General features: G+C 73.1%; 24 protein-coding genes. 17 read left to right on the top strand and 7 right to left on the bottom strand.

Annotated elements, in window-relative coordinates:
- Positions 1-99 precede the first annotated feature (99 nt).
- Both miv_RS13880 and miv_RS13875 read right to left on the bottom strand, forming a co-directional pair.
- Positions 100-1962, bottom strand: coding sequence for a glycoside hydrolase family 15 protein (locus tag miv_RS13880; RefSeq protein WP_207183180.1), 1863 nt, complete (start codon positions 1960-1962; stop codon positions 100-102).
- A 105-nt stretch (positions 1963-2067) separates the two neighbouring features.
- Entirely contained in the window at positions 2068-2304 is a 237-nt protein-coding gene (locus miv_RS13875; protein WP_048430807.1) for a DUF6894 family protein, read from the bottom strand.
- Positions 2305-2570: 266 nt separating this feature from the next.
- On the opposite strand from miv_RS13875, the gene miv_RS13870 reads away from it, so the two are divergent.
- Positions 2571-3119: an RrF2 family transcriptional regulator gene (locus miv_RS13870; RefSeq protein ID WP_244749000.1), complete on the top strand. Its 549-nt coding sequence runs from the start codon at positions 2571-2573 to the stop codon at positions 3117-3119.
- A 148-nt stretch (positions 3120-3267) separates the two neighbouring features.
- Here miv_RS13870 and miv_RS13865 read toward each other — a convergent pair whose 3' ends face one another.
- Positions 3268-3888: a cation efflux transmembrane domain-containing protein gene (locus tag miv_RS13865; RefSeq protein ID WP_048430806.1), complete on the bottom strand. Its 621-nt coding sequence runs from the start codon at positions 3886-3888 to the stop codon at positions 3268-3270.
- 270 nt (positions 3889-4158) lie between these two features.
- Here miv_RS13865 and miv_RS13860 point away from each other — a divergent pair, with 270 nt between their 5' ends.
- Positions 4159-5277 (top strand): alpha/beta hydrolase, encoded by a 1119-nt coding sequence (locus miv_RS13860; RefSeq protein ID WP_207183178.1) that lies wholly within the window; start codon positions 4159-4161, stop codon positions 5275-5277.
- Between the two features lie 70 nt (positions 5278-5347).
- Here miv_RS13860 and miv_RS13855 read toward each other — a convergent pair whose 3' ends face one another.
- Positions 5348-7018, bottom strand: coding sequence for a methyl-accepting chemotaxis protein (locus miv_RS13855; protein WP_048461459.1), 1671 nt, complete (start codon positions 7016-7018; stop codon positions 5348-5350).
- Between the two features lie 413 nt (positions 7019-7431).
- On the opposite strand from miv_RS13855, the gene croR reads away from it, so the two are divergent.
- The 6 genes from croR to miv_RS13825 all read left to right on the top strand — a co-directional run bounded on the left by croR (position 7432) and on the right by miv_RS13825 (position 13179).
- Positions 7432-7893, top strand: a complete 462-nt coding sequence (gene croR, locus miv_RS13850; RefSeq protein WP_048430728.1) for a 3-hydroxybutyryl-CoA dehydratase — start codon at positions 7432-7434, stop codon at positions 7891-7893.
- A 44-nt stretch (positions 7894-7937) separates the two neighbouring features.
- The gene (locus miv_RS13845) at positions 7938-8738 is read left to right on the top strand and encodes a TrmH family RNA methyltransferase (protein ID WP_207183177.1); all 801 of its coding nucleotides are present in this window, start codon (positions 7938-7940) and stop codon (positions 8736-8738) included.
- 178 nt (positions 8739-8916) lie between these two features.
- Positions 8917-10488 (top strand): phytoene desaturase family protein, encoded by a 1572-nt coding sequence (gene crtI / locus miv_RS13840; protein ID WP_048430726.1) that lies wholly within the window; start codon positions 8917-8919, stop codon positions 10486-10488.
- On the top strand, positions 10485-10907 hold the full coding sequence (locus miv_RS13835) for a DUF2141 domain-containing protein (protein WP_207183176.1): 423 nt from the start codon (positions 10485-10487) through the stop codon (positions 10905-10907). The genes crtI and miv_RS13835 overlap by 4 nt, the downstream gene beginning before the upstream one ends.
- Before the next feature lie 77 nt (positions 10908-10984).
- Positions 10985-11971 (top strand): ABC transporter ATP-binding protein, encoded by a 987-nt coding sequence (locus miv_RS13830; RefSeq protein ID WP_207183175.1) that lies wholly within the window; start codon positions 10985-10987, stop codon positions 11969-11971.
- Positions 11968-13179, top strand: a complete 1212-nt coding sequence (locus tag miv_RS13825; RefSeq protein ID WP_207183174.1) for an ABC transporter permease — start codon at positions 11968-11970, stop codon at positions 13177-13179. Before miv_RS13830 ends, miv_RS13825 begins: the two co-directional genes overlap by 4 nt.
- Before the next feature lie 25 nt (positions 13180-13204).
- On the opposite strand, the gene miv_RS13820 is transcribed toward miv_RS13825, so the two are convergent.
- Both miv_RS13820 and miv_RS13815 read right to left on the bottom strand, forming a co-directional pair.
- Entirely contained in the window at positions 13205-13582 is a 378-nt protein-coding gene (locus miv_RS13820; protein WP_207183173.1) for a hypothetical protein, read from the bottom strand.
- A gap of 191 nt (positions 13583-13773) precedes the next feature.
- Positions 13774-13944: a hypothetical protein gene (locus tag miv_RS13815; protein WP_165602076.1), complete on the bottom strand. Its 171-nt coding sequence runs from the start codon at positions 13942-13944 to the stop codon at positions 13774-13776.
- Positions 13945-14216: 272 nt separating this feature from the next.
- Between miv_RS13815 and miv_RS13810 the strand changes: the two genes are divergently transcribed.
- The 9 genes from miv_RS13810 to miv_RS13770 all read left to right on the top strand — a co-directional run bounded on the left by miv_RS13810 (position 14217) and on the right by miv_RS13770 (position 23836).
- Positions 14217-14528 (top strand): polyhydroxyalkanoic acid system family protein, encoded by a 312-nt coding sequence (locus miv_RS13810; protein WP_048461479.1) that lies wholly within the window; start codon positions 14217-14219, stop codon positions 14526-14528.
- A 292-nt stretch (positions 14529-14820) separates the two neighbouring features.
- Positions 14821-15072 carry a hypothetical protein gene (locus tag miv_RS13805; protein ID WP_207183172.1) on the top strand — a complete coding sequence of 84 codons (252 nt, stop codon included), beginning with the start codon at positions 14821-14823 and terminating at the stop codon, positions 15070-15072.
- A 249-nt stretch (positions 15073-15321) separates the two neighbouring features.
- Positions 15322-15411: a K(+)-transporting ATPase subunit F gene (locus tag miv_RS13800; RefSeq protein WP_099905332.1), complete on the top strand. Its 90-nt coding sequence runs from the start codon at positions 15322-15324 to the stop codon at positions 15409-15411.
- A gap of 11 nt (positions 15412-15422) precedes the next feature.
- The gene (gene kdpA, locus miv_RS13795) at positions 15423-17141 is read left to right on the top strand and encodes a potassium-transporting ATPase subunit KdpA (protein WP_207183171.1); all 1719 of its coding nucleotides are present in this window, start codon (positions 15423-15425) and stop codon (positions 17139-17141) included.
- 3 nt (positions 17142-17144) lie between these two features.
- Positions 17145-17330 carry a hypothetical protein gene (locus tag miv_RS13790; protein ID WP_207183170.1) on the top strand — a complete coding sequence of 62 codons (186 nt, stop codon included), beginning with the start codon at positions 17145-17147 and terminating at the stop codon, positions 17328-17330.
- 337 nt (positions 17331-17667) lie between these two features.
- Positions 17668-19743: a potassium-transporting ATPase subunit KdpB gene (gene kdpB / locus miv_RS13785; RefSeq protein WP_425312982.1), complete on the top strand. Its 2076-nt coding sequence runs from the start codon at positions 17668-17670 to the stop codon at positions 19741-19743.
- A 30-nt stretch (positions 19744-19773) separates the two neighbouring features.
- Positions 19774-20382: a K(+)-transporting ATPase subunit C gene (locus miv_RS13780; protein ID WP_207183168.1), complete on the top strand. Its 609-nt coding sequence runs from the start codon at positions 19774-19776 to the stop codon at positions 20380-20382.
- Entirely contained in the window at positions 20379-23150 is a 2772-nt protein-coding gene (locus tag miv_RS13775; RefSeq protein ID WP_207183167.1) for a sensor histidine kinase, read from the top strand. Before miv_RS13780 ends, miv_RS13775 begins: the two co-directional genes overlap by 4 nt.
- A complete protein-coding gene (locus tag miv_RS13770; RefSeq protein ID WP_207183166.1) occupies positions 23147-23836 on the top strand; it encodes a response regulator transcription factor in 690 nt (229 codons plus the stop codon). Before miv_RS13775 ends, miv_RS13770 begins: the two co-directional genes overlap by 4 nt.
- Here miv_RS13770 and miv_RS13765 read toward each other — a convergent pair.
- Positions 23812-24018, bottom strand: a complete 207-nt coding sequence (locus tag miv_RS13765) for a hypothetical protein (RefSeq protein WP_207183165.1) — start codon at positions 24016-24018, stop codon at positions 23812-23814. The genes miv_RS13770 and miv_RS13765 overlap by 25 nt on opposite strands.
- Between the last annotated feature and the right edge of the window lie 9 nt (positions 24019-24027).

Below are 24027 nucleotides of genomic sequence, written 5' to 3'. Positions count from 1 at the left end.
TCGGGCCCGCCCGCGAGGCGGCGCCCGTCCGTGCCTTAGAGCAAATTCGGGCAGCGGTGCCCACCCCCCGCGAGGGCGTTCCCGCCGCTCCACCGCGCGTCAGGCCCCGACGGCCTGGCGGAACGGCTCGTCCATCGGCGCGTCCCGGTGGCGCGCCGCCCGGTCGAGGCGCACCGCGTGGTTGATGATCGCCATGTGGGTGAAGCCTTGCGGAACGTTGCCGCGCTGCTCGCCCGTGCCCGCGTCGATCTCCTCGGCGAACAGCCCGAGATCGTTGCCGCGGGCCAGCAACCGGGCGAAGAGCGGCTCGGCCTCCTCCATGCGCCCGGCGAGCGCCAGGCAGCCGACGCGCCAGAACGCGCAGGCCGCGAAGGTCGCCTCCGGGTGCTCGAAGCCGTCGGCGTTGCGGTAGCGGTAGATCAGGTCGCCGTCGCCGAGCCCGGCGCTCACCGCCTCGAGCGTCGCGGCGACCCGGGGCGAATCGGGCTCGAAGGCGCCGAACAGCACCGTGCGCAGGACCGCGGCGTCGAGGTCGTCGGAGCCGTAGGCCTGGGTGTAGGCGCCGATGCGGGCGTTCCAGCCCTTCTCGTGGTAGTCGGCCCGGATCTCGGCGGCGACGCGCCGCCATTCCTCGACCCGCTCGCGCGGCGCCACGTCCACCTCTTGGGCGATCTGCACCGCCCGGTCGAGGGCGACCCAGAGCATGCCCTTGGTGTGGAGGATCTGGCGCGTCTCGTCGCGCAGTTCCCAGATGCCGTGGTCGGGCGCGTGGCGGCAGCGGATGACGTGGCCGGTCAGGTGCCCGAGCACCTCGGCCAAGTGGTCGTTGACCTTCACCGGCGGGTCGTAGTCGACGGCGTCCAGGAAGGCGTGGAGCGCCACCAGGAACTCGCCGTAGATGTCGTACTGGTGCTGGCTCGACGCCGCGTTGCCGATCCGCACCGGGCTGACCCCGCGCCAGCCGCGCAGATGGTCCAGGATCTCCTCTTCCGGAACGCGCCCGTTGATGCCGTACATCAGCTTCAGATCGCGGCCGCGGGTCCCGTCGGCCTCGCGCAGGAAGCGCAGGAATTCCGCCGCCTCGCGCACGTAGCCGAGATTGACGAAGGCCGTGACGGTGAAGCTCGCATCCCGCATCCAGACGTAGCGGTAATCGAAGTTGCGGGTGCCCGGCACCGCCTCCGGCAGGCTGGTGGTGGAGGCCGCGATGATCCCGCCCGAGGGGGCGTGGGTCAGGAGCTTGAGCACGAGCGCGCTGCGCAGCACGCTCTCGCGGTGCGGGCCGTCATAGGTGCAGCGCCCGGACCATTCGTGCCAGTAGCTCTCCGTCGCCGCGAGGCTCGCCGCGGCGCCCCCGACATCGCCGTCGTCGTCCTCCCGGTGGGCGAGGACCAGGGATGCCCCCTCCCCGGCCTGCAACGCGAACGCCGCCTCGACCCGGTCGCCGACGATCGTCAACGGCACCGTGGCGGCGACCCGCACGCCCTCCGGCTTCGCGAGGCGCCGGCACAGGACCGTCCCGCCCGCCTCGGGCTCGAGGGCGGCGCCGTCCCGGGCGTAGTCGAAGGTCGGGCGCACCCGGAACCGCCCCGAGACCGTGCCGGCCTCGCAGGCGGCGATCCGCACGATCCGGCCGTGGGGCGCACCGTCCGGGCCCTCGTCGGGCACCTCCGCCAGGGGATGGAGCGGCATGAAGTCGGTGAGGCGCAGGGTCCCGGTCGCGGTGACGAACAGCGTCTCCAGGATGGTGGTGCCGGGCCGGTAGGCCCGGCGCGTCTCGCGCAGGTCGTCGAGGAGGATCTCGCAGGCCCCGCCCTTGTCCTCGTCGAGGAGACGCAGGAAGACGGCGGGACTGTCGTGGCAGGGCCAGCACAGCCAGTCGATCGATCCGTCCCGGGCGACGAGCGCCGTCGTGCAGGTATCGCCGATGACGGCGTAGTCCTCGATCGGCCGGTCCGTCACGTCGCCTCGCACCCAACATACGTTAAAGCGCGGGGGTAACGGTCCGCCGGGGAGCGGGTTTCGGGGCGCGACGGTTTGCGCCGCAACCCAGCCCCCCGTGCCCGCTCAGTCGACCCAGGTGCAGGCCACCGCGAGGGACGCGACGCCGAGGATCGCCCGTCTCTCGTCGCGGATCGTGACGAACAGGTTCAGCCGGTCCTGGCGGCGGGCCTCGTCGCGGGCGATGTCGGCCAGGACCCGCATGGCGTGGGCCCGGGCGGCATCGCGGCCCGGCCACTCGCTGCCCTCGTCGTCCCGATGCGACAGGTCGTGGTCGTTGATGTCGAAGAAGTAGTGCGGCACGGGAGGCCCCTGGGGGTGTCGAGAGGGCCTCCGGGCGAATCGTCCCGGTCCCGCCGACCGATCTCGCCGGTCGGAGGTGCCTCGGGGATTCACTAGAACGCAGCGACATCGGCTGCCCTCGCAAATGTTTATTGAATGCTGATTTTTCCGTTAGGCAAACAAGCACTTTAATTACCAGATTTAGGCAGTCTCGACCGGCGCAAATGCCGGTCCGCCGCGATCCGCAGCCGGGGCGCCCTGGCCAAATCCGCTGGCCGGCGATAGGGTTGTGCGGGTGGTTTTCCCCGCCTGCCGGGTGCGCCGGCGATCCGCGGCTCGGTGTCGGCGTCGTCGACGAAGAAGGACAGCGCGCCCTGCGGCTCTCGCTCTACACCGACCTGTCGCTGCGCCTGCTGCTCTATCTCGGGGCGGTGGAGGCCGGCGGCTGGACGACGACGCCCGCCGTCGCGCGCACCTTCGGGGTGTCGCTGAACCACCTGCAGAAGGTGGCGCGCGGGCTCACGGGGGCGGGCTACATCGAGGCCCGGCAGGGTCGCTCCGGCGGTGTGCGACTGGCCCGGCCGCCGGCCGAGGTGCGTCTGGGCGCCGTGGTGGCGGAACTGGAAGGCCTCGGCTGCCTCGTCGAGTGCGCCCGCGGCCCCTGCCCGCTCGCCGGACGCTGCCTCCTGAAGCACGCCCTCGATTCGGCCGAGCGCAGCTTCATCCGCGAGCTCGACCGCTTCACCCTGGCGGACGTGCTGGCCAGCCCGACCGGGGCGACCCTGCGCGACCTGATCGGGCGCGAGGCCGAGGAGGCGGGAGAGCCGGTCCCCTAAGCGGACTTGCGTTGGCAGAGCAATGCTTCGCCCGCTTAGGTTCTTGTTGTATCGCAGATTGTCGGCGCCGGACCGGTAACCACTTCGGCGAAATCTGCTTGGGGACTGCCGTCCGGCCCGGTTCGCCGCGCGGGCGGATCTCCTCGGATCACGCCGCCTCGCGGGCGGCCCGGCGTTCCGCGGCGGCGGCCTGCCAGATCTCCCAGGCGGCATCGGCGTTCAGGACCGCGATGCCGAGGCCGACCACCAGGTCGGGCCAGGGCGCGAAACCGGGCCAGGTCGACAGGGTGGCGGCGGTGACGAGCCCGGCCGCCACGATCGCCACGTTGGCGACCGCGTCGTTGCGGGCCGACAGGAAGGCCGCCCGGGTCAGGCTGCCGCGCCCCTCGCGGTGGCGGGCCAGCATCAAGGCGCAGACGACGTTGACGGCGAGCGCCCCGAGCCCCGTCAGGGTCAGGGGCACCGGGTCCGGGGCCGTGAAGGCGCCGAGCTTCTGCCAGGCGGTCCAGGCCGCGGCGAGCCCCGGCAGCAGCAGGATGCCGGCCATCGCGGCGCCGAGCCGCGCCCGGGCGGCGGGGCGCCAGCCGAGGCCGGCGACGATCAGGAGGTTGAGCGCCGCATCCTCCAGGAAGTCGACGCTGTCGGCCACCAGCGCCACCGAGCCGATCGCCACCGCCACGCTCGCCTCGATCCCGAAATAGCCGAGATTGAGCAGGGCGACGCGGCGCACGGTGGCGCGCAGGCCGGGATCGGTGTCGGACGGGGTCACGGGGCGGGCCTCGCGCGGATGGCGGCGGGTCGTCTATGCCCCGGCCGCGCGGCGCCGGCCAGGGCGCGCCCGCGCCGCACGACGCCGCATCGGTGCCATGCCGGGCCGGCGGTTGCACCGGGCCCCCGCGCCGGCTTCACTGCCCTCATCCGCCGGCCACAGGCGGAGACCCGCCGGGACACGGCGGGCACCCACCGAGACGCGGTGGGCACCCACCGAGACGCGGTGGGCAGCACCCACCGGGAAGCGGTGGGCCAGGAGGAGACGACCATGCCGCATTCATCACCGCCCCCGTCCCCGGGGCGGATGCCCCGCCGCCTCGTCCTCGGCGGGCTCGCGGCGGCACCCGCCGCCTTGGGTGGCACCCTCTCGGGGTCCGCGGCCTCGGCGGCGCCCGCCGGGCCGGCCGCAGCACCCCGTCTGGCGGTGGAGGAATTCCGCCTCCCCGGCCCGGAGGACGGGGTGTCGATCTACCTGCGCAACAAGCGCCCGGCCGGGACCGAGCGGTTCGCGCCCGACCGCATCCTGCTCTACGTCCACGGTGCGACCTATCCGGCCTCGACCGCCTTCGACCTGCCGCTCGGCGGCCTGTCGATGATGGACTACCTCGCGGGGCTGGGCTTCGACGTCTACCTCGTCGACCTGCCGGGCTACGGCCTCTCGGGCCGCCCCGCCGCGATGGGCCGCCAGGCCGCCGACGGCCAGCCCTTCATGCGGACGAAGGACGCCGCCGCGGTGGTCGGCCAGGCCGTCGACTTCATCCGCCGGCGGCGCGGGGTGGACAGGATCGACCTGATGGGCTGGTCCTGGGGCACCTCGACCATGGGGCTCTACACCAGCACCCACACCGACACGGTCAACCGCCTCGTCCTCTACGCGCCGCAATGGCTCTCGCGCACGCCCTCGCTCCTCGGCACGAGCGGCCCGCTCGGCGCCTACCGGAGCGTGAGCCGCGACAGCGCCAAGGAGCGCTGGCTCAAGGGCGTGCCGGCGGACAAGCAGGCGGACCTGATCCCGCCCGGCTGGTTCGAGCAATGGGCCGACGCCACCGTCGCGACCGACGCCGCCGGGGCCGCGCAGACGCCCCCGGTGCTCCGGGCGCCGAACGGCGTCGTGGCCGATTCGCAGGAGTACTGGCAGGCCGGCAAGCCGCTCTACGATCCCGGCGAGATCCGGGTGCCGACCCTCGTCATCCACGCCGAGTGGGACGCCGACCTGCCGAGCGACCAGGCCCAGGAATACTTCGCCCGCCTCACCCGCACGCCCTACAAGCGCTTCGTGGAACTCGGCGAGGGCACCCACACGGTGATGATGGAGAAGAACCGCATGCAGTTCTTCCGCGAGGTCGCCGCCTTCCTGACCGAGGACGACCCGCAGGCGCTGAACTGACCGCACAAACGACGAAGGACCGCCCCGGAGCCCGGGGCGGTCCTTCCGATGTCTCGGTTCCGTACGGGCGTCAGGCCGCCCGCACGGTGTCGAGGAAGCGGGCGACCTCGGCCGAGAGCTGCTCGGACTGGCGCGACAGCTCGGAGGCCGCCGAGAGCACCTGGCTCGCCGCCGCGCCGGTCTCGTCCGCCGCCCGGGCGACGCCGGAGACGCTCGCCGTCACCTCGCCGGTGCCGGCGGCGGCCTCCGAGACGTTGCGGACGATCTCCCGGGTCGCGGCGCCCTGCTCCTCCACCGCCGCGGCGATCGAGGTGGCGACGCCCGCGATCTCCTCGATCCGCGCGGTGATCCCGCCGATCGCGCCGACCGCCTGGCCGGTCGAGGCCTGGATCGCCGCGATCTGGCCGGTGATCTCCTCCGTCGCCTTGGCCGTCTGGCCGGCGAGTTCCTTGACCTCCGCCGCCACCACCGCGAAGCCGCGCCCGGCGGCGCCTGCGCGGGCGGCCTCGATGGTGGCGTTGAGCGCGAGCAGGTTGGTCTGCGCGGCGATCGACGAGATCAGCCCGACCACGTCGCCGATGCGGTGGGTCGCCTCGGTCAGAGCCTGGACCTGGGCCGCGCTCGCGCCGGCCTCCCGGACGGCGGCCCCGGCGAGCCGGGCCGAGCCGTCGACCTGCCGGCCGATCTCGGCCACCGAGGCGCCGAGTTCCTCCGCCGCCGCCGCCACCATGCCGACATTCGAGGCGGCCTGGGCCGCCGCCGCCGCCGCGCCGCCCGACTGGCCGGCGGTCTCCCGGGCGGTGAACGTCATGGTCTGGGCGGTGGCCTGCAGCTCGGTGGCGGCGGCCGTGACCGCGCCGACGATGCCGCCGACCGCCCGCTCGAAGGCATCCGCCAGCGCGCGGGTCGCCTGCCGGCGCTGCGCCTCGGCGCCGGCCCGGGCGAGCGCGGTCTCCTCCTCCAGCGCCCGGGTGCGGACCAGGTTGTCGCGAAACACCGCGAGCGCCCCCGCCATGGCGCCGAGCTCGTCCCGGCGGCCGGCGCCCGGGATCGCGGTCGCGGCATCGCCCTCGGCGAGGCGGCGCATCGCGCCGGTCATGCGGCCGAGCGGCCGGACGACGCGGACGAGGCAGAACAGCACCGCCGCGAGGGTGACGAGGACCGACACCGCGAGCATCGCGACGGCGGTGCGGGTCGCCTCGACCCGCTCGGCCCGGGCGGCCTCGCCGGCGGCGGTGCCGGCGGCGGCGTTGAGGGCGACGAGCTTGCCGGCGGTGTCGATCGTGGCGCGATAGGTCGCGTTCATCGGGCCCCGGAAGAAGGTGTCGATCTCGGCCTGGCTCGGGAGGCCCTTGAGGCGGGCCCAGTCGGTCCGGAAGGCCGCGACCTTGGCGGTCAGGCTCCCGAAGATCTCCCGCTCGGCTTCCGAGCTGATCAGCCCCCGGTAGCGGTCCATCCGCTCGCCGAGTGCCGCGTCGAGCTCGGAAAAGTTCTTGGTCGCGAGGGTCTTCTCGGCCTCGCCGTCGGCGGTGATGAAGCGGAACTGCCAGAGCCGGGCCCGCATCACCAGGGCGTTGATCGCGTGCGCCTCGTTGATCGAGGGCACCGCGTCGTCGGCCAGGGTGGCGATGCGGGTCTCGATCGAGCCGAGCTTCCACAGGGAGAGGCCGCCCTGGGCCAGGGTGAGCAGCAGGAGGATCCCGAACAGGCCGGTCAGGCCGCTCTTCAGGGATAGACGCATGGGACAAGCCGTGGGTGAGCGATCGTCAGACGCCCTTCTTGTCGCACCTGCATCGCTAAAATTTTATTAATGCATCGCAGCGTCGAAATGAAGGAAAAGAAATGGATAGGGAAAGACGAGATCAATTCTTGCTCACTTGATAGCGCCCGACCGAGCGCAATGACCGAACGGAACGCGTCGGACCGCCGAAAGCAGAGCCCCCGGTTCGCCGGGCCTGCCCCTCTCATCCGGCATCTTCCCCTCGGTCAGACGAGGACGCCCGGCCCGGCCGCCTTCGGCCACGGTGCCGCCCCTCCGACCTTTCGCCAGTGGATTTCCGCCCCCGTCCCGTGCGACCCCGTGGGACCCGGCGGGACGGCGCGGAGCCCCGCGCGCCCGGCCGCGGCCCCAGACGTCCACCGGGAGCGACGCCGATGATGCCCGAACTGCGCGTGCTGTACTTCGAGGACCTGAGCGTCGGGCTGTCCGAGACGCTGTCGAAGACCATCGCGACCTCCGACGTGGTGGGCTTTGCCGAGATCACCGGCGACCGCAACCCGATCCATCTCTCCGAGCACTTCGCCGCCCGCACCCCGTTCGGCACCCGCATCGCCCACGGCCTCTACACCGCCGGGCTGATCTCGGCGGTGCTCGGCACCCGCCTGCCCGGCCCGGGCGCGATCTACATCAGCCAGAGCCTCAACTTCCGCGCGCCGGTGCGCATCGGCGACACGGTGGACGTCACCGTCGAGGTGGCCGAGCTGGTGCCGGAGCGCCGCCGCGCCCGCCTGACCTGCACCTGCTCGGTCAACGGCGAGACGGTGCTGGACGGCGAGGCCCTGGTGAAGGTACCGACCAAGGCCGAGGCCGACCCGCTCGCCGCCCGCAAGGGCTGATCCCCATACGTCCTGGCACCCGCCAGGGCCGAAACCCGGACCGCATGACGCCGATCCCCGTCGACGACCCCGCCGACCCGCGGCTGTCCGCCTACACGCAGATGCGCGAGCGCGACCTCGTCGGGCGCGAGGGCCGGTTCATCGCCGAGGGCGAGGTGGTGCTGCGGGTGCTGCTCGCGGGCGCCGCCCGGTTCCGGATCGAGTCGGTGCTCGTCTCGCCCGAGCGGCTGCCCGGGCTGGCGCCGGCGCTCGCCGGCCTCGACGCCCCGGTCTACGTCGCCGCGAAACCCGTGATGGGGGCGGTGACGGGCTTCCCGATCCATCGCGGCGTGCTGGCGGTGGGCCTGCGCGGGCCCGAGCCCGACCCCGACGCCCTGGTGCCGGCGGGTCCGGCCCTGCTCGTCGGCCTCGTGGGCCTTGCCAACCACGACAATGTCGGCGGGCTGTTTCGCAACGCCGCCGCCTTCGGGGCCGACGCGGTGCTGCTCGATGCGGAAACCTGCGACCCGCTCTACCGCAAGGCGATCCGGGTCTCGGCCGGCACCAGCCTGACCGTCCCCTTCGCCCGGCTCCCCACCGGCGACGCCCTCCTCGCTCTGTGCGAGCGCCACCGGCTCACGCCGCTCGCCCTCTCGCCCCGGGGCGAGGATATCGGGCGCTTGCCGCCCCTGCCCCGGGCGCTCCTCCTGCTCGGCACCGAGGGCCCCGGCCTGCCCGAGGCGCTGATGGCCCGCGCCCGCCGCGTGGCGATCCCGATGGCGCCGGGGGTCGATTCGCTCAACGTGGCGGTCGCGGGGGCGGTGGCGTTGCACCGGCTCGGGGGTGAGCGGTTGGCGCCGATCTGACCGGGCGGCAACGCCAAGGACCGCGCAGCAGACCGCCCGTCAACGCTCCGCCACACCCGCCGAAAAACCCCCGCCTTCCCCCGCCGCGACAATGCGCAACCATTGCCGACTCACCGTCGCGCACCACAACTAGGCCGTACGCACGGACATGCGTTTCGGTCTGGCAGGAGGTGGAGCGTTGTTGCAGCCGCGGGATGGGTACCGCACCCTGTCGGGGCGGCGGGCGGTGGTGGTCGGAGCGGGGCCGGGCGGCCTCGCGGTGGCGCTCATGCTCGCGCGCGACGGCGTGCAGGTGACGGTGATCGAGAAGGAGGAGTGCGTCGGCGGGCGCACCCGCACGGTGACCGCGCCGGGCGGCTACAGGTTCGACATCGGGCCGACCTTCTTCCTCTATCCGCGCATCCTGGCCGACATCTTCGAATCCTGCGGCGAGCGGCTGGAGGACCACCTCACCCTCGAGCGGCTCGATCCGCAATACCACCTCGTCTTCGAGGGCGGCGGGGAGATCAAGGCGACGCCGGACGTCGAGCGGCTCGAGGCCGAGATCGCCCGCATCGCCCCCGACGACGCGAAGAACGTCCGCCGCTTCCTCGAGGACAACCGCCACAAGCTCGCGGCCTTCATCCCGGTGCTGCAGCAGGCCTGCGACTCGCTCCGCAGCTTCGCCTCCCCGGCGATGCTGGCGGCCCTGCCCCTCCTGCGCCCGCACGCGACCGTCGACCGCGACCTGGCGCGCTACTTCAAGGACCCGCGGGTCCGCCTCGCCTTCTCGTTCCAGACCAAATATCTCGGGATGTCGCCGTTCCGGTGCCCGAGCCTGTTCACCATCCTGAGCTTCCTCGAATACGAGCACGGGGTCTATCACCCGGTGGGCGGCTGCGGCGCGGTGTCGGAGGCGATGGCGGGGCTCGCCCGCCGCATGGGCGTCGAGATCAGGCTCGGCACCTCGGTCGACCGGGTGCTGTTCGAGGGCAAGCGCGCGGTGGGGGTCGAGGCCGGGGGCGAGCGCATCCATGCCGATGCGGTCGTCATCAACGGCGACTTCGCCAAGGTCGTGCCCGAGCTCGTCCCCGAGGCGCGCCGGCCGCGCTGGCGGGACGCCAAGGTGGCGAAGGCCCGGCTCTCCTGCTCGACCTACATGCTGTATCTCGGCATCGAGGGGCCGATGCCCGAGAGCCTCGGCCACCACACCATCCTGCTGTCGGAGGATTACGCCCGCAACATCCGCGAGGTCTCGGACGGGGTGCTGCCGATGCAGCCCTCGGTCTACGTCCAGCATGCCGGCTACACCGACGGCGGCATGGCGCCCCCCGGCCATACCAGCCTCTACGTGCTGGTGCCGGTGCCGAACCTGCGCGCCGGGATCGACTGGGCGAGCGTCGGCCCGTCCTACCGGGCGCTGGTGCTCAAGCGGCTGGAGAAGCTCGGGCTCACCGACATCGAATCCCGCATCCGCTACGAGCGCGTGGTCGATCCGACCCAGTGGCGCGACGAGTTCGACGTGTACGAGGGCGCGACCTTCAACCTGTCGCACGACCTCCTGCAGATGCTCTACTTCCGGCCCCACAACCGCTTCGGGCCCGGCCTCTACCTCGTCGGCGGCGGCACCCATCCGGGCTCCGGCCTGCCGGTGATCTACGAGGGCGCCCGCATCACCGCGCGGCTGATGGCCGAGGACCTGGCCGTCGGGACGGTGCCCGCCCGCGGCATGCCGCTCGCGGCCTCTCCGAGCCTCGGGGAGGCCTCGTGAGGGGCCCTCTCGCGCTGGTCGCGCTTCTGGCCCTGGCGGGGCCGGTTTCGGCCGCCGATCTCGCGATCGAGGTCGACGGGGTCGAGCCCGGCGCCGGCCGGGTCTTCGTCGCGCTCTGCACCGGGTCGCTCGCCGAGGAGGCCTGCCGCATCGGCCAGAACGGGCCGGCCTCGGCCCCGAGCCTGCGCTTCGGCTTCACCGACGTGCCGCCGGGCAGCTACGCGGTGGCGGCGTTCCAGGACCTCGACGGCGACGGACGCCTCGGCCGGACGCAACTCGGCCTGCCGACCGAACCCTACGGCTTCTCGAACGGCGCCGGCCGGCGCGGCCGGCCGGACTTCGCCGCCGCCGCTTTCCGCCTCGCCGGACCGGGCGCGTCGCTGCGGGTGCGGCTCGCCCGCGCCCTGCCGGCCCGGTAGGGCCCGCTCCGGGTGGCTCTCCCCCGCACCGGCGCGCCTCCCTCGGAATGCCGCAAAGCCCTGCTGTTCTCGGCGTCATGACGGATGACCCCGCGGCGACGCTCCGCGACCTCGCCTTCTCGTACCGCCGCCGGCGGGTCCTCGATCGCGTCGACCTCGATCTCGCGCGCGGCGAGACCGTGGCGCTGCTCGGCCCCAACGGCGCCGGCAAGTCCTCGCTGATGCGGCTGCTCGCCGGCCGCCTCGTCCCGGAGCGCGGCAGCGTGCGGGTCGCGGGCGGCGATCCCGGGCGCGACCCGGCGGTGCGGCGCGCCATCGCCTGGGTGCCGCAGGAGATCGCCCTCTACCCGCGGCTCACCGTGCGGGAGAACCTCGAGGTCTTCGCCCGCCTCCTGGGTCTGCCCCGGGCGGCCCGGGCGCCGGCGGTGGCCCGGGCGCTGGCGCGGACCGGCCTCGAAGACGTCGCCGCCCGCCTCGTCGGCGTGCTCTCGGGCGGCTACCAGCGCCGGGCCAACATCGCGGCCGCCCTCCTCGGCGAGCCCGCCCTCGTCCTCCTCGACGAGCCGACGCAGGGCGTCGACCAGGCCGCCCGGGCGGCGATCCACGCGGTCCTCGAACGCCTGCCGGCGGCCGGCGCCGCGCTGCTCGTCGCCACCCACGACTTCGCCGAGGCCGAGCGCCTGGCCGACCGGGTCCTGGTGCTCCAGGACGGGCGCATCCGCCTCGACGGGCGCCTCGCCGACCTGCTCGCGCGCCTGCGGGCCGGCCCGCCCGAGCACGAGGTGGCGCTCGCCGAGGCCGCCGGGCCCGGGGGGGCGGCCGCCCTGCGCCAGGCCGGCTTCCATCCGGCCTCGCCGCTCGTCTGGCAGACCGGCCGGCGGGCCGGCGACGCGGTGGCGGGCGGGCGCGACGGCGCGGCGCTCCTCGCCCATCTGCGCCGCCACGGCGTGCCGGTGCGGGAGATCCGGGTGCGCGAGCCGGGGCTCGACGTGCTCTATCGCGACGTGACGGCGGGGGACGCTCCCGTGAGCCACCCCCGCCCCCCCGTGGAGGCCGTGGCATGATCGTCGCCGCGTTCCGGGTGATGCTGCTCACCCTCTGGCGCGACCGGGCCGCCCTGGTGATGGCCTTCGTGCTGCCGACCGTGATCTTCTGCGTCTTCGCGGCGATCTTTTCCGGCGCCGTCGGCGAGCGGATCCGCATCCAGGTCGGGCTCCTCGACCAGGCCCGCACCGCCACGACCGGACGGCTCGTCGCCGCCCTCGAGGCCGACCCGGCGCTGCGCACGACGCGCCTCGACGGCGACCCCGTGACGGCGGTGCGCCGGGGCGAGGTCGACGTCGCCCTGGTGCTGCGCGGCGACCTCGCCGCCGGGAGCACGCCGACCGACGCGCCGATCCTCGTCGTCGAGAGCCCGGCTCGGGCGCTTGCCACCCCGATCGCGCTGGGCCAGGTGCAGCGGGTCCTCAACGAGGCCCTGCCCGACGTGGTGCTGTCGCGGGTCGTCGCCGATGTCGAGCGCACCGGCAAGATCGGCCCGGACGAGCGCGCCTTCCTGGATCGTGCCTTCGCGGAGAGCCGCGAGAAGAAGGAAGCCTTCTCCTTCGCCGCCCTGGTCGCCCGGACCTCGACGGCCGACGGGCATGGCGGGCCGGACGGGGGCAACGCCCGCGTCGCCTACTATGCCGGGGCCATCGCCGCGGTGTTCCTGATGTTCGCCGCCATGCAGGGCGCCCTGTCCCTGGTCGAGGAGCGCCAGTCCGGCCTTGCCGACCGCCTCGCCGCCGCCCCCGGCGGCCTGCCGGTGGTGGTGCTCGGCAAGTTCCTGTTCCTGGTGCTCCAGGGCACCGCGCAGGGCGCGCTGATCTTCGCGGCGGCGGCCCTGGTCTACGGCGTCTCGGTCGGCCCGCACGCCCTGGCCTGGCTCGTCACCGGGGTGCTGGTCGCCGCCATGGCGGCGGGCCTGGGGCTCGCCGCCTGCGCGGCGGCGCGGACCCGCCAGCAGGCCCACCTCGTCTCGACCTTCGGGGTGCTGCTGCTCTCGGCGGTCGGCGGCAGCATGGTGCCGCGCTTCCTGATGCCGCCCTGGCTCCAGAGCCTCGGCTGGTTCACCCCGAACGCCTGGGCGATCGAGGCCTACCAGGCGGCCCTGGCGGAGGGCGCCGGCGCCGCCTGGCCGGCCTGGGCGGTGCTGGCGGGGCTCGCCGTGGCGGGTTTGGGCGTAGCCTTGGCCCTCACGGTGCGGCCGTCCCCCGGGCCGGCCCGGGCGTGACGGCGCCTCGGCGCCGGCCCGGCGTTCAGCCCTTCAACCGCTTGGTGCACTCGGAATAGTAGCCGCCGCCCTTCTGGATCCAGTTCAGGCCGCCGTTGCCGGCGCCGCCGGCCGCCTTGTTGGCGTTGTACTGGTCGAGGCAGGTGTGCTGGCGGGCGCTGCCCGGCGGCTCCTTGGCGTATTTCGGTGCGACCGCCGTGGGGTAGACCGCGCCGGCCGCCGGGGCGGCATTGCCGGCCGCCGCCCCGGCGGGCGCCGCGGGCCTGGCCGGGATGGCGGGCGGGTTCGGGGGCAGGTTCGGCTTGGCGGCGCCGGGGCTGAACGGGTTCGGGGCCGTCGTCTGGGCGTGGGCCGGGACGGCGAGCGCGCCGAGAATCAGCAGGGAAGCGAGGGAGAGACGCATCGGGTTTCGTCCGGATTCGGGCGCCGCCAGCTTAGCAGTCCCGCCGCGCCGTTGCGACAGCTGCCGCAGCGGAGATCGGCTTCAGCGCAGGTGAAACGCGAGCCACAGCACCGCGGCGGCGACGAGGAGCGCGACGAGCCCGCGCGCCAGAGGCCGGGCGAGCCGCGCCAGGACCGTCCGGCGGTCCCCCCTCACTCGGAGGAGCGCCGGACGGCCGCGCCGGCGATGATGGTGGCGAGCGCCGCGGCCCCGAGGCCGTCCTGCAGGGCCCGCACCGGCTCGTCCGGCATCGCCAGGAGCCACAGGCCGGCCGTGGCCGCGATGCACACGGCGACGGCGCCGAGAATTCCCCGCTCGATCACGTGACGACCGGCCTCCCTTCGCGGACCGCGTCAGCCCGCGCCGCTCCCCGCCCCTCTACGCCAGGCCGGCGGGCTTGCCCAGCATCCGCGCGCGATCATTCGGCGGGACAATCGGCGAAGGCCGCCCATGCCACATTCCTTAACCCTCCGCGGCCGCCACCGATTGAATTCCCCGCCATCCTGGTAAAATTCAACCGCTGAGAGTCGACGCTGCCGGGGCATGGTGCCCGGATCCGACCCCGCACGGGGCGCGGCGGCCCGTGGAGACGGTGATGGCGAAACCCCTGGTTGTCGTGATTCCCCACCAGCTCGGGCGGAGCGAGGCGCGGCGGCGCATCGATGCCCGCATCGGCCAGGGCCGGGATCTCGTCCAGAAGGCCGGCCTCACCATGGGGGATCCGGTCTGGACCGGCGACACCCTCGGGTTCCAGGTCGGCGCCATGGGCCAGTCGGTCAGCGGCACCATCGCGGTCGAGGACGAGGCGGCGCGCGTCGAGGTCCACCTGCCGCTGCTGCTCGGGGTCTTCTCCGGCAAGGTGCGGCAGGTCATCGCCGAGAAGGGCGGCGAGCTGCTGGCGACCTGACGGTCGCGACTGGCGACCTGACGGTCGCGACTGGCGACCTGACGGTCGCGACTGGCGACCTGACGGTCGCGACTGGCGACCTGACGGTCGCGACTGGCGACCTGACGGTCGCGACTGGCGACCTGACGGTCGCGACTGGCGACCTGACGGTCGCGGACGGTCGGCCGGGGCCCACCCGCGCCTTCCCGGCCTTGATGGAATCTTGATAACCCGGGCCGTCCGCCCGCCTTGTTCCTTTCCCGGAGCCGCTCGCAGAACCCCGCGATGCGTGGCGTCGCCCGGGGTGGTCAGGATGGGATCGAGTCAGAGCCGGCGCGGGCGCCGCCTCCCGCGGGGCGCCGCGCCGTCCGATCCGGCGCTGTGCCGCGTGCAAGCCGCCTGCCGGCTCTGCGGCTTTCCCGTCCGGGGCTTTCGCCACGGCACCACCTGCGTGCTCCGGATCGATCGCCTCGCCCTGCATTCCGCTTGCCGCGGCGCCGAGCACGCCTGTCCCGGCCTGCAGGAGGCGGTCCGCGTCGCCAGATGCTCCGCCGACCAGGCCTGACCCCGCGATCTTTATGCCGCCTTTATGGCGAGCCGCCCCGTCCCCTCTCGAATCCCTACGCGATCGGGAGGATCTCCGGGATCGGGACCGTGGCTCACGGTCCGGTTCGATGCGGCGGCGCCCGTCACCCCGCGCCGCCCGACGGGGATACCCCATGTTCGATCTTTTGATGCTGGCGGGGGGCTTGAGCTTCTTCGCCCTGTCGCTCGGCTACGTCTCCTTGTGCGAACGCCTGTGAGGAGGCCCGCGATGACCCTCGATTACGGGCTCGGCGGCCTGATGACCCTCGGGCTGCTCGCCTATCTCGCCTACGCCCTCGTGCGGCCCGAGCGGTTCTGAGGAGCATCCCCATGACGCTCTCAGGCTGGCTCCAGATCGCGCTGTTTTGCGCGATCGTCCTCGCCCTGGTGAAGCCGCTGGGTCTCTACATGACCCGGGTCTTCACCGGCGCCTCCACCCCCCTCTCGCCCGTGCTGCGCCCGGTCGAGCGCGGCCTCTATCGCCTCGCCGGCATCGACGAGGCCCACGAGCAGCACTGGCTGACTTACGCGGGTGCCATGCTGGTCTTCCACGCCGCCGGCTTCGTGCTGCTCTACGCGATCCTGCGGCTGCAAGCGTTCCTGCCGTTCAACCCCGCCGACCAGGGCGCGGTGGCGCCGGACCTCGCCTTCAACACGGCGGCGAGCTTCGTCACCAACACCAACTGGCAGAATTACGGCGGCGAGAGCACCCTCTCCTACCTGTCGCAGATGCTGGGGCTGACGCACCAGAACTTCCTCTCGGCGGCGACCGGCATCGCGCTCGCCGTGGCGCTGATCCGGGGCTTTGCCCGGGCCTCGGCCCGCACGGTCGGCTCGTTCTGGGTCGACCTGACCCGCTGCACCCTCTACGTGCTGCTGCCGCTCTGCATCGTCTACACCCTGTTCCTGGTCTGGCAGGGCGTGCCGCAGACGCTCGCGCCCTACGCCGAGGCCACGACGCTGGAGGGGGCCAAGCAGACCATCGCCCTCGGCCCCGTGGCGAGCCAGGTGGCGATCAAGATGCTCGGCACCAACGGCGGCGGCTTCTTCAACGCCAACGCCGCCCACCCGTTCGAGAACCCGACCGCGTTGTCGAACCTGATCCAGATGGTGTCGATCTTCGCGCTCGGTGCCGCGCTCACCAACGTGTTCGGCCGCATGGTCGGGGACGAGCGCCAGGGCTGGGCGATCCTCGCCGCGATGGGCGTGCTGTTTCTCGCCGGCACCGCCATCACCTACTGGGCCGAGGGCGCCGGCAACCCGCTGCTGAACGCGCTCGGGCTCCAGGGCGGCAACCTCGAGGGCAAGGAGGTCCGCTTCGGCATCCCCGGCTCGGCTTTGTTCGCGGTCGTGACCACCGCCGCTTCCTGCGGCGCGGTCAATGCCATGCACGACGCGTTCACGGCGCTCGGCGGCCTGATCCCGCTCGTCAACATGCAGCTCGGCGAGATCATCGTCGGCGGCGTCGGCGCGGGCCTCTACGGCATGCTGGTCTTCGTGGTGGTGGCGATCTTCGTCGCCGGGCTGATGGTCGGGCGCACGCCCGAATATCTCGGCAAGAAGATCGAGGCCCGGGAGGTCAAGATGGCGATGCTCGCCATCCTCTGCCTGCCCCTGATGATGCTCGGCTTCACCGCGCTCGCCACCGTGCTGCCGGCGGGGCTGGCGGGTCCCGCGAATGCCGGTCCGCACGGCTTCACCGAGATCCTCTACGCCTTCACCTCGGCGGCGGCGAACAACGGCTCGGCCTTCGGCGGGCTCTCGGGCAACACCCCGTTCTACAACCTGACGCTCGGGGCCGGGATGCTGGTCGGCCGGTTCTTCGTGATCATCCCGGCGCTCGCCATCGCGGGCTCGCTCGCGGCAAAGAAGACCCTGCCGGCCTCCGCCGGGACCTTCCCGACCCATGGCGGGCTGTTCGTCGGCCTCCTCGTCGGGGTGATCCTCATCGTCGGCGGCCTGACCTTCTTCCCGTCCCTGGCGCTCGGCCCGATCGTCGAGCACCTGGCCGGGGCGGCGGGCCAGACCTTCGCGGCGGCGGGGGGCTGAGCCATGACCACCCACGCCGACCGCATCCGCCGGGGCCTGTCCCGGCACCGGCCGCGCCCCGGCCCGCGCCACGACCGGTCCACGTTGCGGCCCTGCGACATCGTCCTGGCGCTCACCGGCCTCGCGCTCCTCGGCTCCGGCGCGATCTGGGCGGCGGTCATGCTCGGGGCCGCGGCGCTCGCGCCGTGAAGCCCGTCCGAGCGAACAGGGCTCACCCCACTCACGACCTCATCCTGAGGTGCGAACGGAGTGAGCCTCGAAGGAGGGCTCAAGAGACCACAGCGATCTCTGGAGCCCTCCTTCGAGGTTAGTCGATCTTCGATCGACTAACGCCTCAGGATGAGGTCGCAGGTGGGAGGCGATGGACTCACTGCCGAGCCATCCGATCTCGGACAAGCGACCTTCTCCACTCGACATTTCATCTCCTGGGTGCTGCGGCCACAGCCGCCTGCCCCCCACCTCCTCGCCTCATCCGGATCCCAGGATCATGGCCCAGACCCAAAAACCCTCCCTCCTCGATGCCGGCCTGATCGGGCCCGCGCTCCTCGGCGCGGTCACCAAGCTCGATCCGCGCCAGATGGTGAAGAACCCCGTGATGTTCGTGGTCGAGGTCGTGGCGGCCTTCACCACCCTGCTGTTCGTCCGCGACCTCGTCACCGGTGGCCAGGACCTGGCCTTCACCGGCCAGATCATCCTCTGGCTGTGGTTCACCGTCCTGTTCGCCAACTTCGCCGAGGCGGTGGCGGAGGGACGCGGCAAGGCGCAGGCCGATTCGCTGCGCCGCACCCGGACCGAGACCACCGCGAAGCTGCTCTCCGGCCCCGCCGCCGCTCCCGGCGGCCCGCGCGGCGGTTACGAGACCGTGCCGGGCGCCGGCCTCAAGGTCGGCGACGTGGTGCTGGTGGAAGCCGGCGACGTGATCCCGTCGGACGGCGAGGTGATCGAGGGCATCGCCTCGGTCAACGAGGCGGCGATCACCGGCGAATCCGCCCCCGTCATCCGCGAATCCGGCGGCGACCGCTCGGCGGTGACCGGCGGCACGCAGGTGCTCTCCGACTGGATCCGGGTGCGGATCACGGCCGCCGCCGGCTCGACCTTCATCGACCGGATGATCGCGCTGGTCGAGGGCGCCTCGCGCCAGAAGACCCCCAACGAGATCGCGCTCAACATCCTGCTTGCCGGCCTCACCATCGTGTTCGTGTTCGCGGTGGGCTCGATCCCGAGCTTCGCGTCCTATGCCGGTGGCGCGATCCCGCTCGCGGTCCTGGTGGCGCTCTTCGTCACCCTGATCCCGACCACCATCGGGGCGCTGCTCTCGGCGATCGGCATCGCCGGCATGGACCGGCTGGTGCGGTTCAACGTGCTGGCCATGTCGGGCCGCGCCGTCGAGGCGGCGGGCGACGTCGACACGCTGCTCCTCGACAAGACCGGCACGATCACGCTCGGCAACCGCCAGGCGACCGAGTTCCGGCCCGTCCGCGGCGTCACCCCGGGCACGCTGGCGGACGCGGCCCAGCTCGCCTCGCTCGCCGACGAGACGCCCGAGGGTCGCTCGATCGTGGTGCTGGCCAAGGAGGCGCACGGCATCCGGGCCCGCGACATGGGAAGCCTGAACGCCACCTTCGTGCCCTTCACCGCGCAGTCGCGGATGTCGGGCATCGACCTCGACGGCTCCTCGATCCGAAAAGGCGCGGTCGAGGCGGTGATCGCCAGCCTGGAGGCGGCCCCCGCGCCGGTCGGGCGCGAGGCCACCGCCCGGATGATCCAGCCCCGCCTCGACGCGATGGCCGCCCAGGAGATCCGGACCATCGCCGAGGAGATCGCCAAGGCCGGCGGCACGCCGCTGGCGGTCGCCCGCGACGGCAAGCTCCTCGGCGTCGTCCACCTCAAGGACATCGTCAAGGGCGGCATCCGGGAGCGCTTCGCGGAGCTGCGCCGGATGGGCATCCGCACGGTGATGATCACCGGCGACAACCCGATGACCGCGGCCGCCATCGCCGCGGAGGCCGGCGTCGACGACTTCCTCGCCCAGGCCACCCCGGAGGACAAGCTGGCGCTGATCCGGCGCGAGCAGGCGCAGGGCAAGCTCGTGGCGATGTGCGGCGACGGCACCAACGACGCGCCCGCGCTCGCCCAGGCCGATGTCGGCGTGGCGATGAACACCGGCACGGTGGCGGCCCGCGAGGCCGGCAACATGGTCGACCTCGATTCCGACCCGACCAAGCTCATCGAGATCGTCGAGATCGGCAAGCAGCTGCTGATGACCCGGGGGGCGCTCACCACCTTCTCGATCGCCAACGACGTGGCGAAGTACTTCGCCATCATCCCGGCGATGTTCGTCGGGCTCTACCCGCAGCTCCAGGCCCTCAACGTGATGGGGCTCGCTTCGCCCCAGAGCGCGATCCTGTCGGCGATCATCTTCAACGCGCTGATCATCGTGGCGCTGATCCCGCTCGCCTTGCGCGGGGTGAGCTACCGCGCCGTCGGCGCCGCCGCGTTGCTGCGGCGCAATCTCCTGATCTATGGTCTCGGCGGGATCCTGGTGCCGTTCGTCGGCATCAAGGTGATCGATCTCGCCGTGAGCGCCCTCCACCTCGCCTGATCGAATTCGGCTCGAACGGACACCAACGCCATGCTCCGGCACCTCCGCCCCGCCCTCGTGCTCCTCACCGGCCTGACCCTCGTCACCGGCCTCGCCTACCCGCTCGCCATGACGGGCATCGCCGGGCGGCTCTTCCCGGCGCAAGCCGAGGGCAGCCTGATCCGCAATGCGGACGGCACGCTCGTCGGCTCCGCGCTCATCGGCCAGAGCTTCACCGGCGCGCGCTACTTCCACGGCCGCCCCTCGGCGACCGTGGCGCCCGATCCGGCCGATTCCACGAAGACCGTGGCGGCGCCCTACAACGCCGCCAATTCCGGCGGCGCCAATCTCGGGCCGACCAACCCGGCGCTGATCGACCGGGTGAAGGCCGACCTCGCGGCTCTCAAGGCCGAGAACCCCGCCGACCCGGTGCCGCAGGACCTCGTCACCACCTCGGGCTCGGGGCTCGATCCCGACGTCTCGCCCGAGGCCGCCCTGTTCCAGGTGCCCCGGGTGGCGAAGGCCCGCGGCATCTCCGAGGATGGCTTGCGCGCCCTCGTCGCCGGGCAGGTGCAGGAGCCGAGCCTCGGTGTCCTCGGCGAGCGGCGGGTCAACGTGCTCGCCCTCAACCGCGCCCTCGACGCCCAGCAGGCCCGATGAGGGACACGTCCCGGCCCTTGCGCGAGGGCCTGCGGCCCTCGCCCGACGCGCTCCTGGCGCAGGCGCGCCGGGAGGCGCCCGGGCGCGGGCGTTTAAAGATCTTCCTGGGAGCCGCGCCGGGGGTCGGCAAGACCTACGAGATGCTGACCACCGCCCATGCGCGCCTGCGCGAGGGCGTCGACGTGGTGGTGGGCGTGGTCGAGACCCATGGACGACCCGAGACCGAGGCCCTGGTCGCCGGGCTCGGGGTGCTGGCGCGCCGCACGGTCGCGTATGGCGGCGGCACGTTCGACGAGATGGACCTCGACGGGCTCTTGGCCCGCAAGCCGCAGCTGGCGCTGGTCGACGAGCTCGCCCACACCAACGCCCCGGGCTCGCGCCACCCCAAGCGCTACCTCGACGTGGAGGAGCTGCTCCAGGCCGGCATCGACGTCCACACCACCCTCAACATCCAGCACGTCGAGAGCCTGAACGACGTGGTGGCGCAGATCACCCGGATCCGGGTGCGCGAGACGGTGCCGGATTCGATCCTCGACCGGGCCGACGACATCGAGGTCATCGACCTCTCCCCCGACGACCTGATCCGGCGCCTGCAGGAGGGCAAGGTCTACCTGCCGCGTCAGGCCGAGCGGGCGCTCAAGCACTACTTCTCCCCCGGCAACCTGACGGCTTTGCGCGAGCTGGCGCTGCGCCGCACCGCCCAGCAGGTCGACGACCAGCTCGTCACCCATATGCGGGCCCACGCCATCCCCGGCCCCTGGGCGGCGGGCGAGCGGGTGCTGGTCTGCGTCAGCGAGGACCCGCGCTCGGCCGGCCTCGTGCGCTATGCCAAGCGCCTCGCCGACCGGCTGCGGGCGCCCTTCACGGCGCTCACCGTCGAGAGCCGGCGCAGCGCGTCCTTGAGCGAGGCCGAGCGCGACCGGATCGCCGACACGCTGCGGCTCGCCGAGCGGCTGGGGGCCGAGACCGCGACCCTGCCGAGCCAGGGCCGCATCGCCGACGACGTGGTGGCCTTCGCCCGCGAGCACAACGTCACCCATGTGGTGATCGGCAAGTCGACCCGCTCGCGCTGGTTCGAGCTGCTGAACGGCTCGGTGGTGCACGACCTCCTGCGCCGCTCGGGCTCGATCAGCGTCCACGTCGTGGCGGGCGAGGAGGCGGCAGGGGCGCCGGCCCCCCACAAGGGCGTGCGCACCGCCGCCCCGCCCCGGCCCGGCCTCCTGCCCTACGGGGCGGCGCTCGGTGCGGTCGCGGGCGCGCTCGGCCTCGGCCTCGCGCTCCAGCCCTCGCTCGGCCACGAGAGCACCGACCTCGTCTTCCTGACCGCCGTGGTGGCGGTGGCGGTGCGCTTCGGGCTCTATCCTTCGCTCGCGACCGTCCTGGCCTCGTCGCTGGCCTACAACTTCTTCTTCCTGCCGCCGCTCTACACCTTCACCATCGCCGACCCGACCAACGTCGTCGCCCTGTTCTTCTTCACCCTGGTGGCGGTGGTGGTCTCGAACCTCGCCGCGCGGGCGCGGGCCGAGGCGACGATCTCGCGCACGCGCAGCAAGGCCACCGAGGCGCTCTACGGCTTCTCGCGCAAGCTCGCCGGCTGCGGCACCCTCGACGACGTGCTCTGGGCCACCGCCTACCAGATCGCCCTGATGCTGCGCCTGCGGGTGGTGCTGCTCCTGCCGCAGGGCGGGTCCGCGGCGCATGGCGGCACCGCGGCGCATAGCGGCGCCGTCACGGTGATGGCCGGCTATCCCCCGGAGGACGAGCTCGACGAGGCCGACCTCGCGGCGGCGAAATGGACCTTCGATCACGGCCGCCCGGCGGGGCGGGGCGCCGACACCCTGCCGGGGGCAAAACGCCTCTTCCTGCCCCTGCGCACCGGGCGCGGCATGGTCGGGGTGGTCGGGCTCGACGGCGACAAGCCGGGGCCGCTCCTCACCCCCGACCAGCGCCGGCTCCTCGACGCGCTCGCCGACCAGGGGGCGCTCGCCATCGAGCGGGTGCACCTCGTCGAGGACCTCGACCGTGCGCGCCGCTCGGCCGAGACCGACCGCCTGCGCCAGGCGCTCTTGTCGTCGCTCTCGCACGACCTCAAGACGCCGCTCGCCGCGGTGCTCGGCTCGGCGACGACGCTGCGCGACCTCGGGGACGCCCTCGACCGCGACGGGCAGGGCGAACTGCTCGCGACCATCATCGACGAGGCCGAGCGGCTGAACCGCTTCATCGCCAACCTCCTCGACATGACGAAGCTCGAATCCGGGGCGCTCGCCCCGAACCTCGCGCCCCACGACCTCGCCGAGATCGTCGCGACGGCGCTCGAGCGGGCGGACAAGATCCTGGCGCATCACCGGGTCGTCCTGGCCCTCGGCACCGGCCTGCCCCCCTTGCGCCTCGACGCGGTGCTGACCGAGCAGGTGCTGTTCAACCTCCTCGACAACGCCGCCAAATACGCCCCCGAGGGCAGCCTGGTGCGGATCGAGGGATGGCAGGAAGCGGATGCCGTGCGGCTACGGATCCTCGACGAGGGCGAGGGGATCCCGGAGGGCGACGAGGAGCGGATCTTCGACACCTTCTACCGGGTGCGCAAGCGCGACCGGGTGCGGGCCGGGACGGGCCTGGGCCTTGCCATCTCGCGCGGCTTCGTCGAGGCGATGGGCGGGCGGATCACCGCCCGCACCCGGGGCGACCGACACGGATCCCCCTGCCCGGGCGCCGCCTTCACCCTGACCTTCCCGGTGCCCCGCGCCGCCCCGGAGGACGCCGCCGCGTGACCAACGACCCCCGCATCCTGGTGATCGACGACGAGCCGCCCATCCGCAAGCTCCTGCGCGTCGGCCTCGGCAGCCAGGGCTACCAGGTCGTGGAGGCGCAGAACGGCCGCACCGCCCTCGACCTCCTCGGCCGGGAGGACGTGGCGCTGGCGATCCTCGATCTCGGCCTGCCGGACATCAAGGGGCACGACCTCCTGGCGCAGATCCGGAGCCTGAAGCCCGACCTGCCGGTGATCGTGCTGTCGAGCCGCGACGACGAGGCCGGCAAGGTCGAGGCGCTCGATCTCGGGGCGGACGACTACGTCACCAAGCCCTTCGGCATGAACGAATTGCTCGCCCGGATGCGCACGGCGCTCCGCCACCAGCTCGCGGTCGGCGGCGAGCGCCCGGTCTTCCGGGCCGGCGAGCTCTCGGTCGACCTCGTGCGCCGCATCGTCCGGGTGGGCGAGCGCGAGGTGAAGCTGTCGCCCAAGGAATACGACGTGCTGCGCCTGCTCGTGCACCATGCCGGCAAGGTGCTCACCCACGCCCACCTGCTGCGGGAGGTCTGGGGGACGGCGGCCGATCCGCAATATCTCCGGGTCTACGTGCGCCAGCTGCGCCAGAAGCTCGAGCCCGAGCCCGAGCGCCCGCGCTACATCCTGACCGAGACCGGGGTGGGCTACCGGATGCGGGCGCCGGATTGAGGCGGTGCGTCGGCCGGGTGCTCCGGCTCGGCGGGCGGCGCGGTTTCGGGCGCGCGGCGCACCCAGGCGTCGAGGGCCCAGCCGATGCCCCGGCCGGCGGCGGCCACGAAGGCCAGGGACCCGGCGAGGTGGAGGAAGAGCGGCGCGTCCGACGCGACGGGCAGCAGGGCGGGGACGGGCATTCGCTCTCC

This window comes from Methylobacterium indicum, assembly GCF_017347565.1.
Lineage (GTDB): Bacteria > Pseudomonadota > Alphaproteobacteria > Rhizobiales > Beijerinckiaceae > Methylobacterium > Methylobacterium indicum.
Note: the sequence above shows the minus strand (reverse complement) of the source record. Positions and strands in the feature narration are given on the sequence as shown.

What these genes read in the sequence shown, in the direction of transcription:
- miv_RS13825 (WP_207183174.1), top strand. Translation starts at nt 11,968, where the DNA reads ATGATCGTCGCCGCGTTCCGGGTGATGCTGCTCACCCTCTGGCGCGAC.
- miv_RS13845 (WP_207183177.1), top strand. Translation starts at nt 7,938, where the DNA reads ATGACGCCGATCCCCGTCGACGACCCCGCCGACCCGCGGCTGTCCGCC.
- kdpA (WP_207183171.1), top strand. Translation starts at nt 15,423, where the DNA reads ATGACGCTCTCAGGCTGGCTCCAGATCGCGCTGTTTTGCGCGATCGTC.
- miv_RS13860 (WP_207183178.1), top strand. Translation starts at nt 4,159, where the DNA reads ATGCCGCATTCATCACCGCCCCCGTCCCCGGGGCGGATGCCCCGCCGC.
- miv_RS13790 (WP_207183170.1), top strand. Translation starts at nt 17,145, where the DNA reads ATGACCACCCACGCCGACCGCATCCGCCGGGGCCTGTCCCGGCACCGG.
- miv_RS13805 (WP_207183172.1), top strand. Translation starts at nt 14,821, where the DNA reads ATGGGATCGAGTCAGAGCCGGCGCGGGCGCCGCCTCCCGCGGGGCGCC.
- miv_RS13800 (WP_099905332.1), top strand. Translation starts at nt 15,322, where the DNA reads ATGACCCTCGATTACGGGCTCGGCGGCCTGATGACCCTCGGGCTGCTC.
- miv_RS13775 (WP_207183167.1), top strand. Translation starts at nt 20,379, where the DNA reads ATGAGGGACACGTCCCGGCCCTTGCGCGAGGGCCTGCGGCCCTCGCCC.
- miv_RS13765 (WP_207183165.1), bottom strand. Translation starts at nt 24,018, where the DNA reads ATGCCCGTCCCCGCCCTGCTGCCCGTCGCGTCGGACGCGCCGCTCTTC.
- croR (WP_048430728.1), top strand. Translation starts at nt 7,432, where the DNA reads ATGATGCCCGAACTGCGCGTGCTGTACTTCGAGGACCTGAGCGTCGGG.
- miv_RS13820 (WP_207183173.1), bottom strand. Translation starts at nt 13,582, where the DNA reads ATGCGTCTCTCCCTCGCTTCCCTGCTGATTCTCGGCGCGCTCGCCGTC.
- miv_RS13855 (WP_048461459.1), bottom strand. Translation starts at nt 7,018, where the DNA reads ATGCGTCTATCCCTGAAGAGCGGCCTGACCGGCCTGTTCGGGATCCTC.
- miv_RS13830 (WP_207183175.1), top strand. Translation starts at nt 10,985, where the DNA reads ATGACGGATGACCCCGCGGCGACGCTCCGCGACCTCGCCTTCTCGTAC.
- miv_RS13810 (WP_048461479.1), top strand. Translation starts at nt 14,217, where the DNA reads ATGGCGAAACCCCTGGTTGTCGTGATTCCCCACCAGCTCGGGCGGAGC.
- miv_RS13780 (WP_207183168.1), top strand. Translation starts at nt 19,774, where the DNA reads ATGCTCCGGCACCTCCGCCCCGCCCTCGTGCTCCTCACCGGCCTGACC.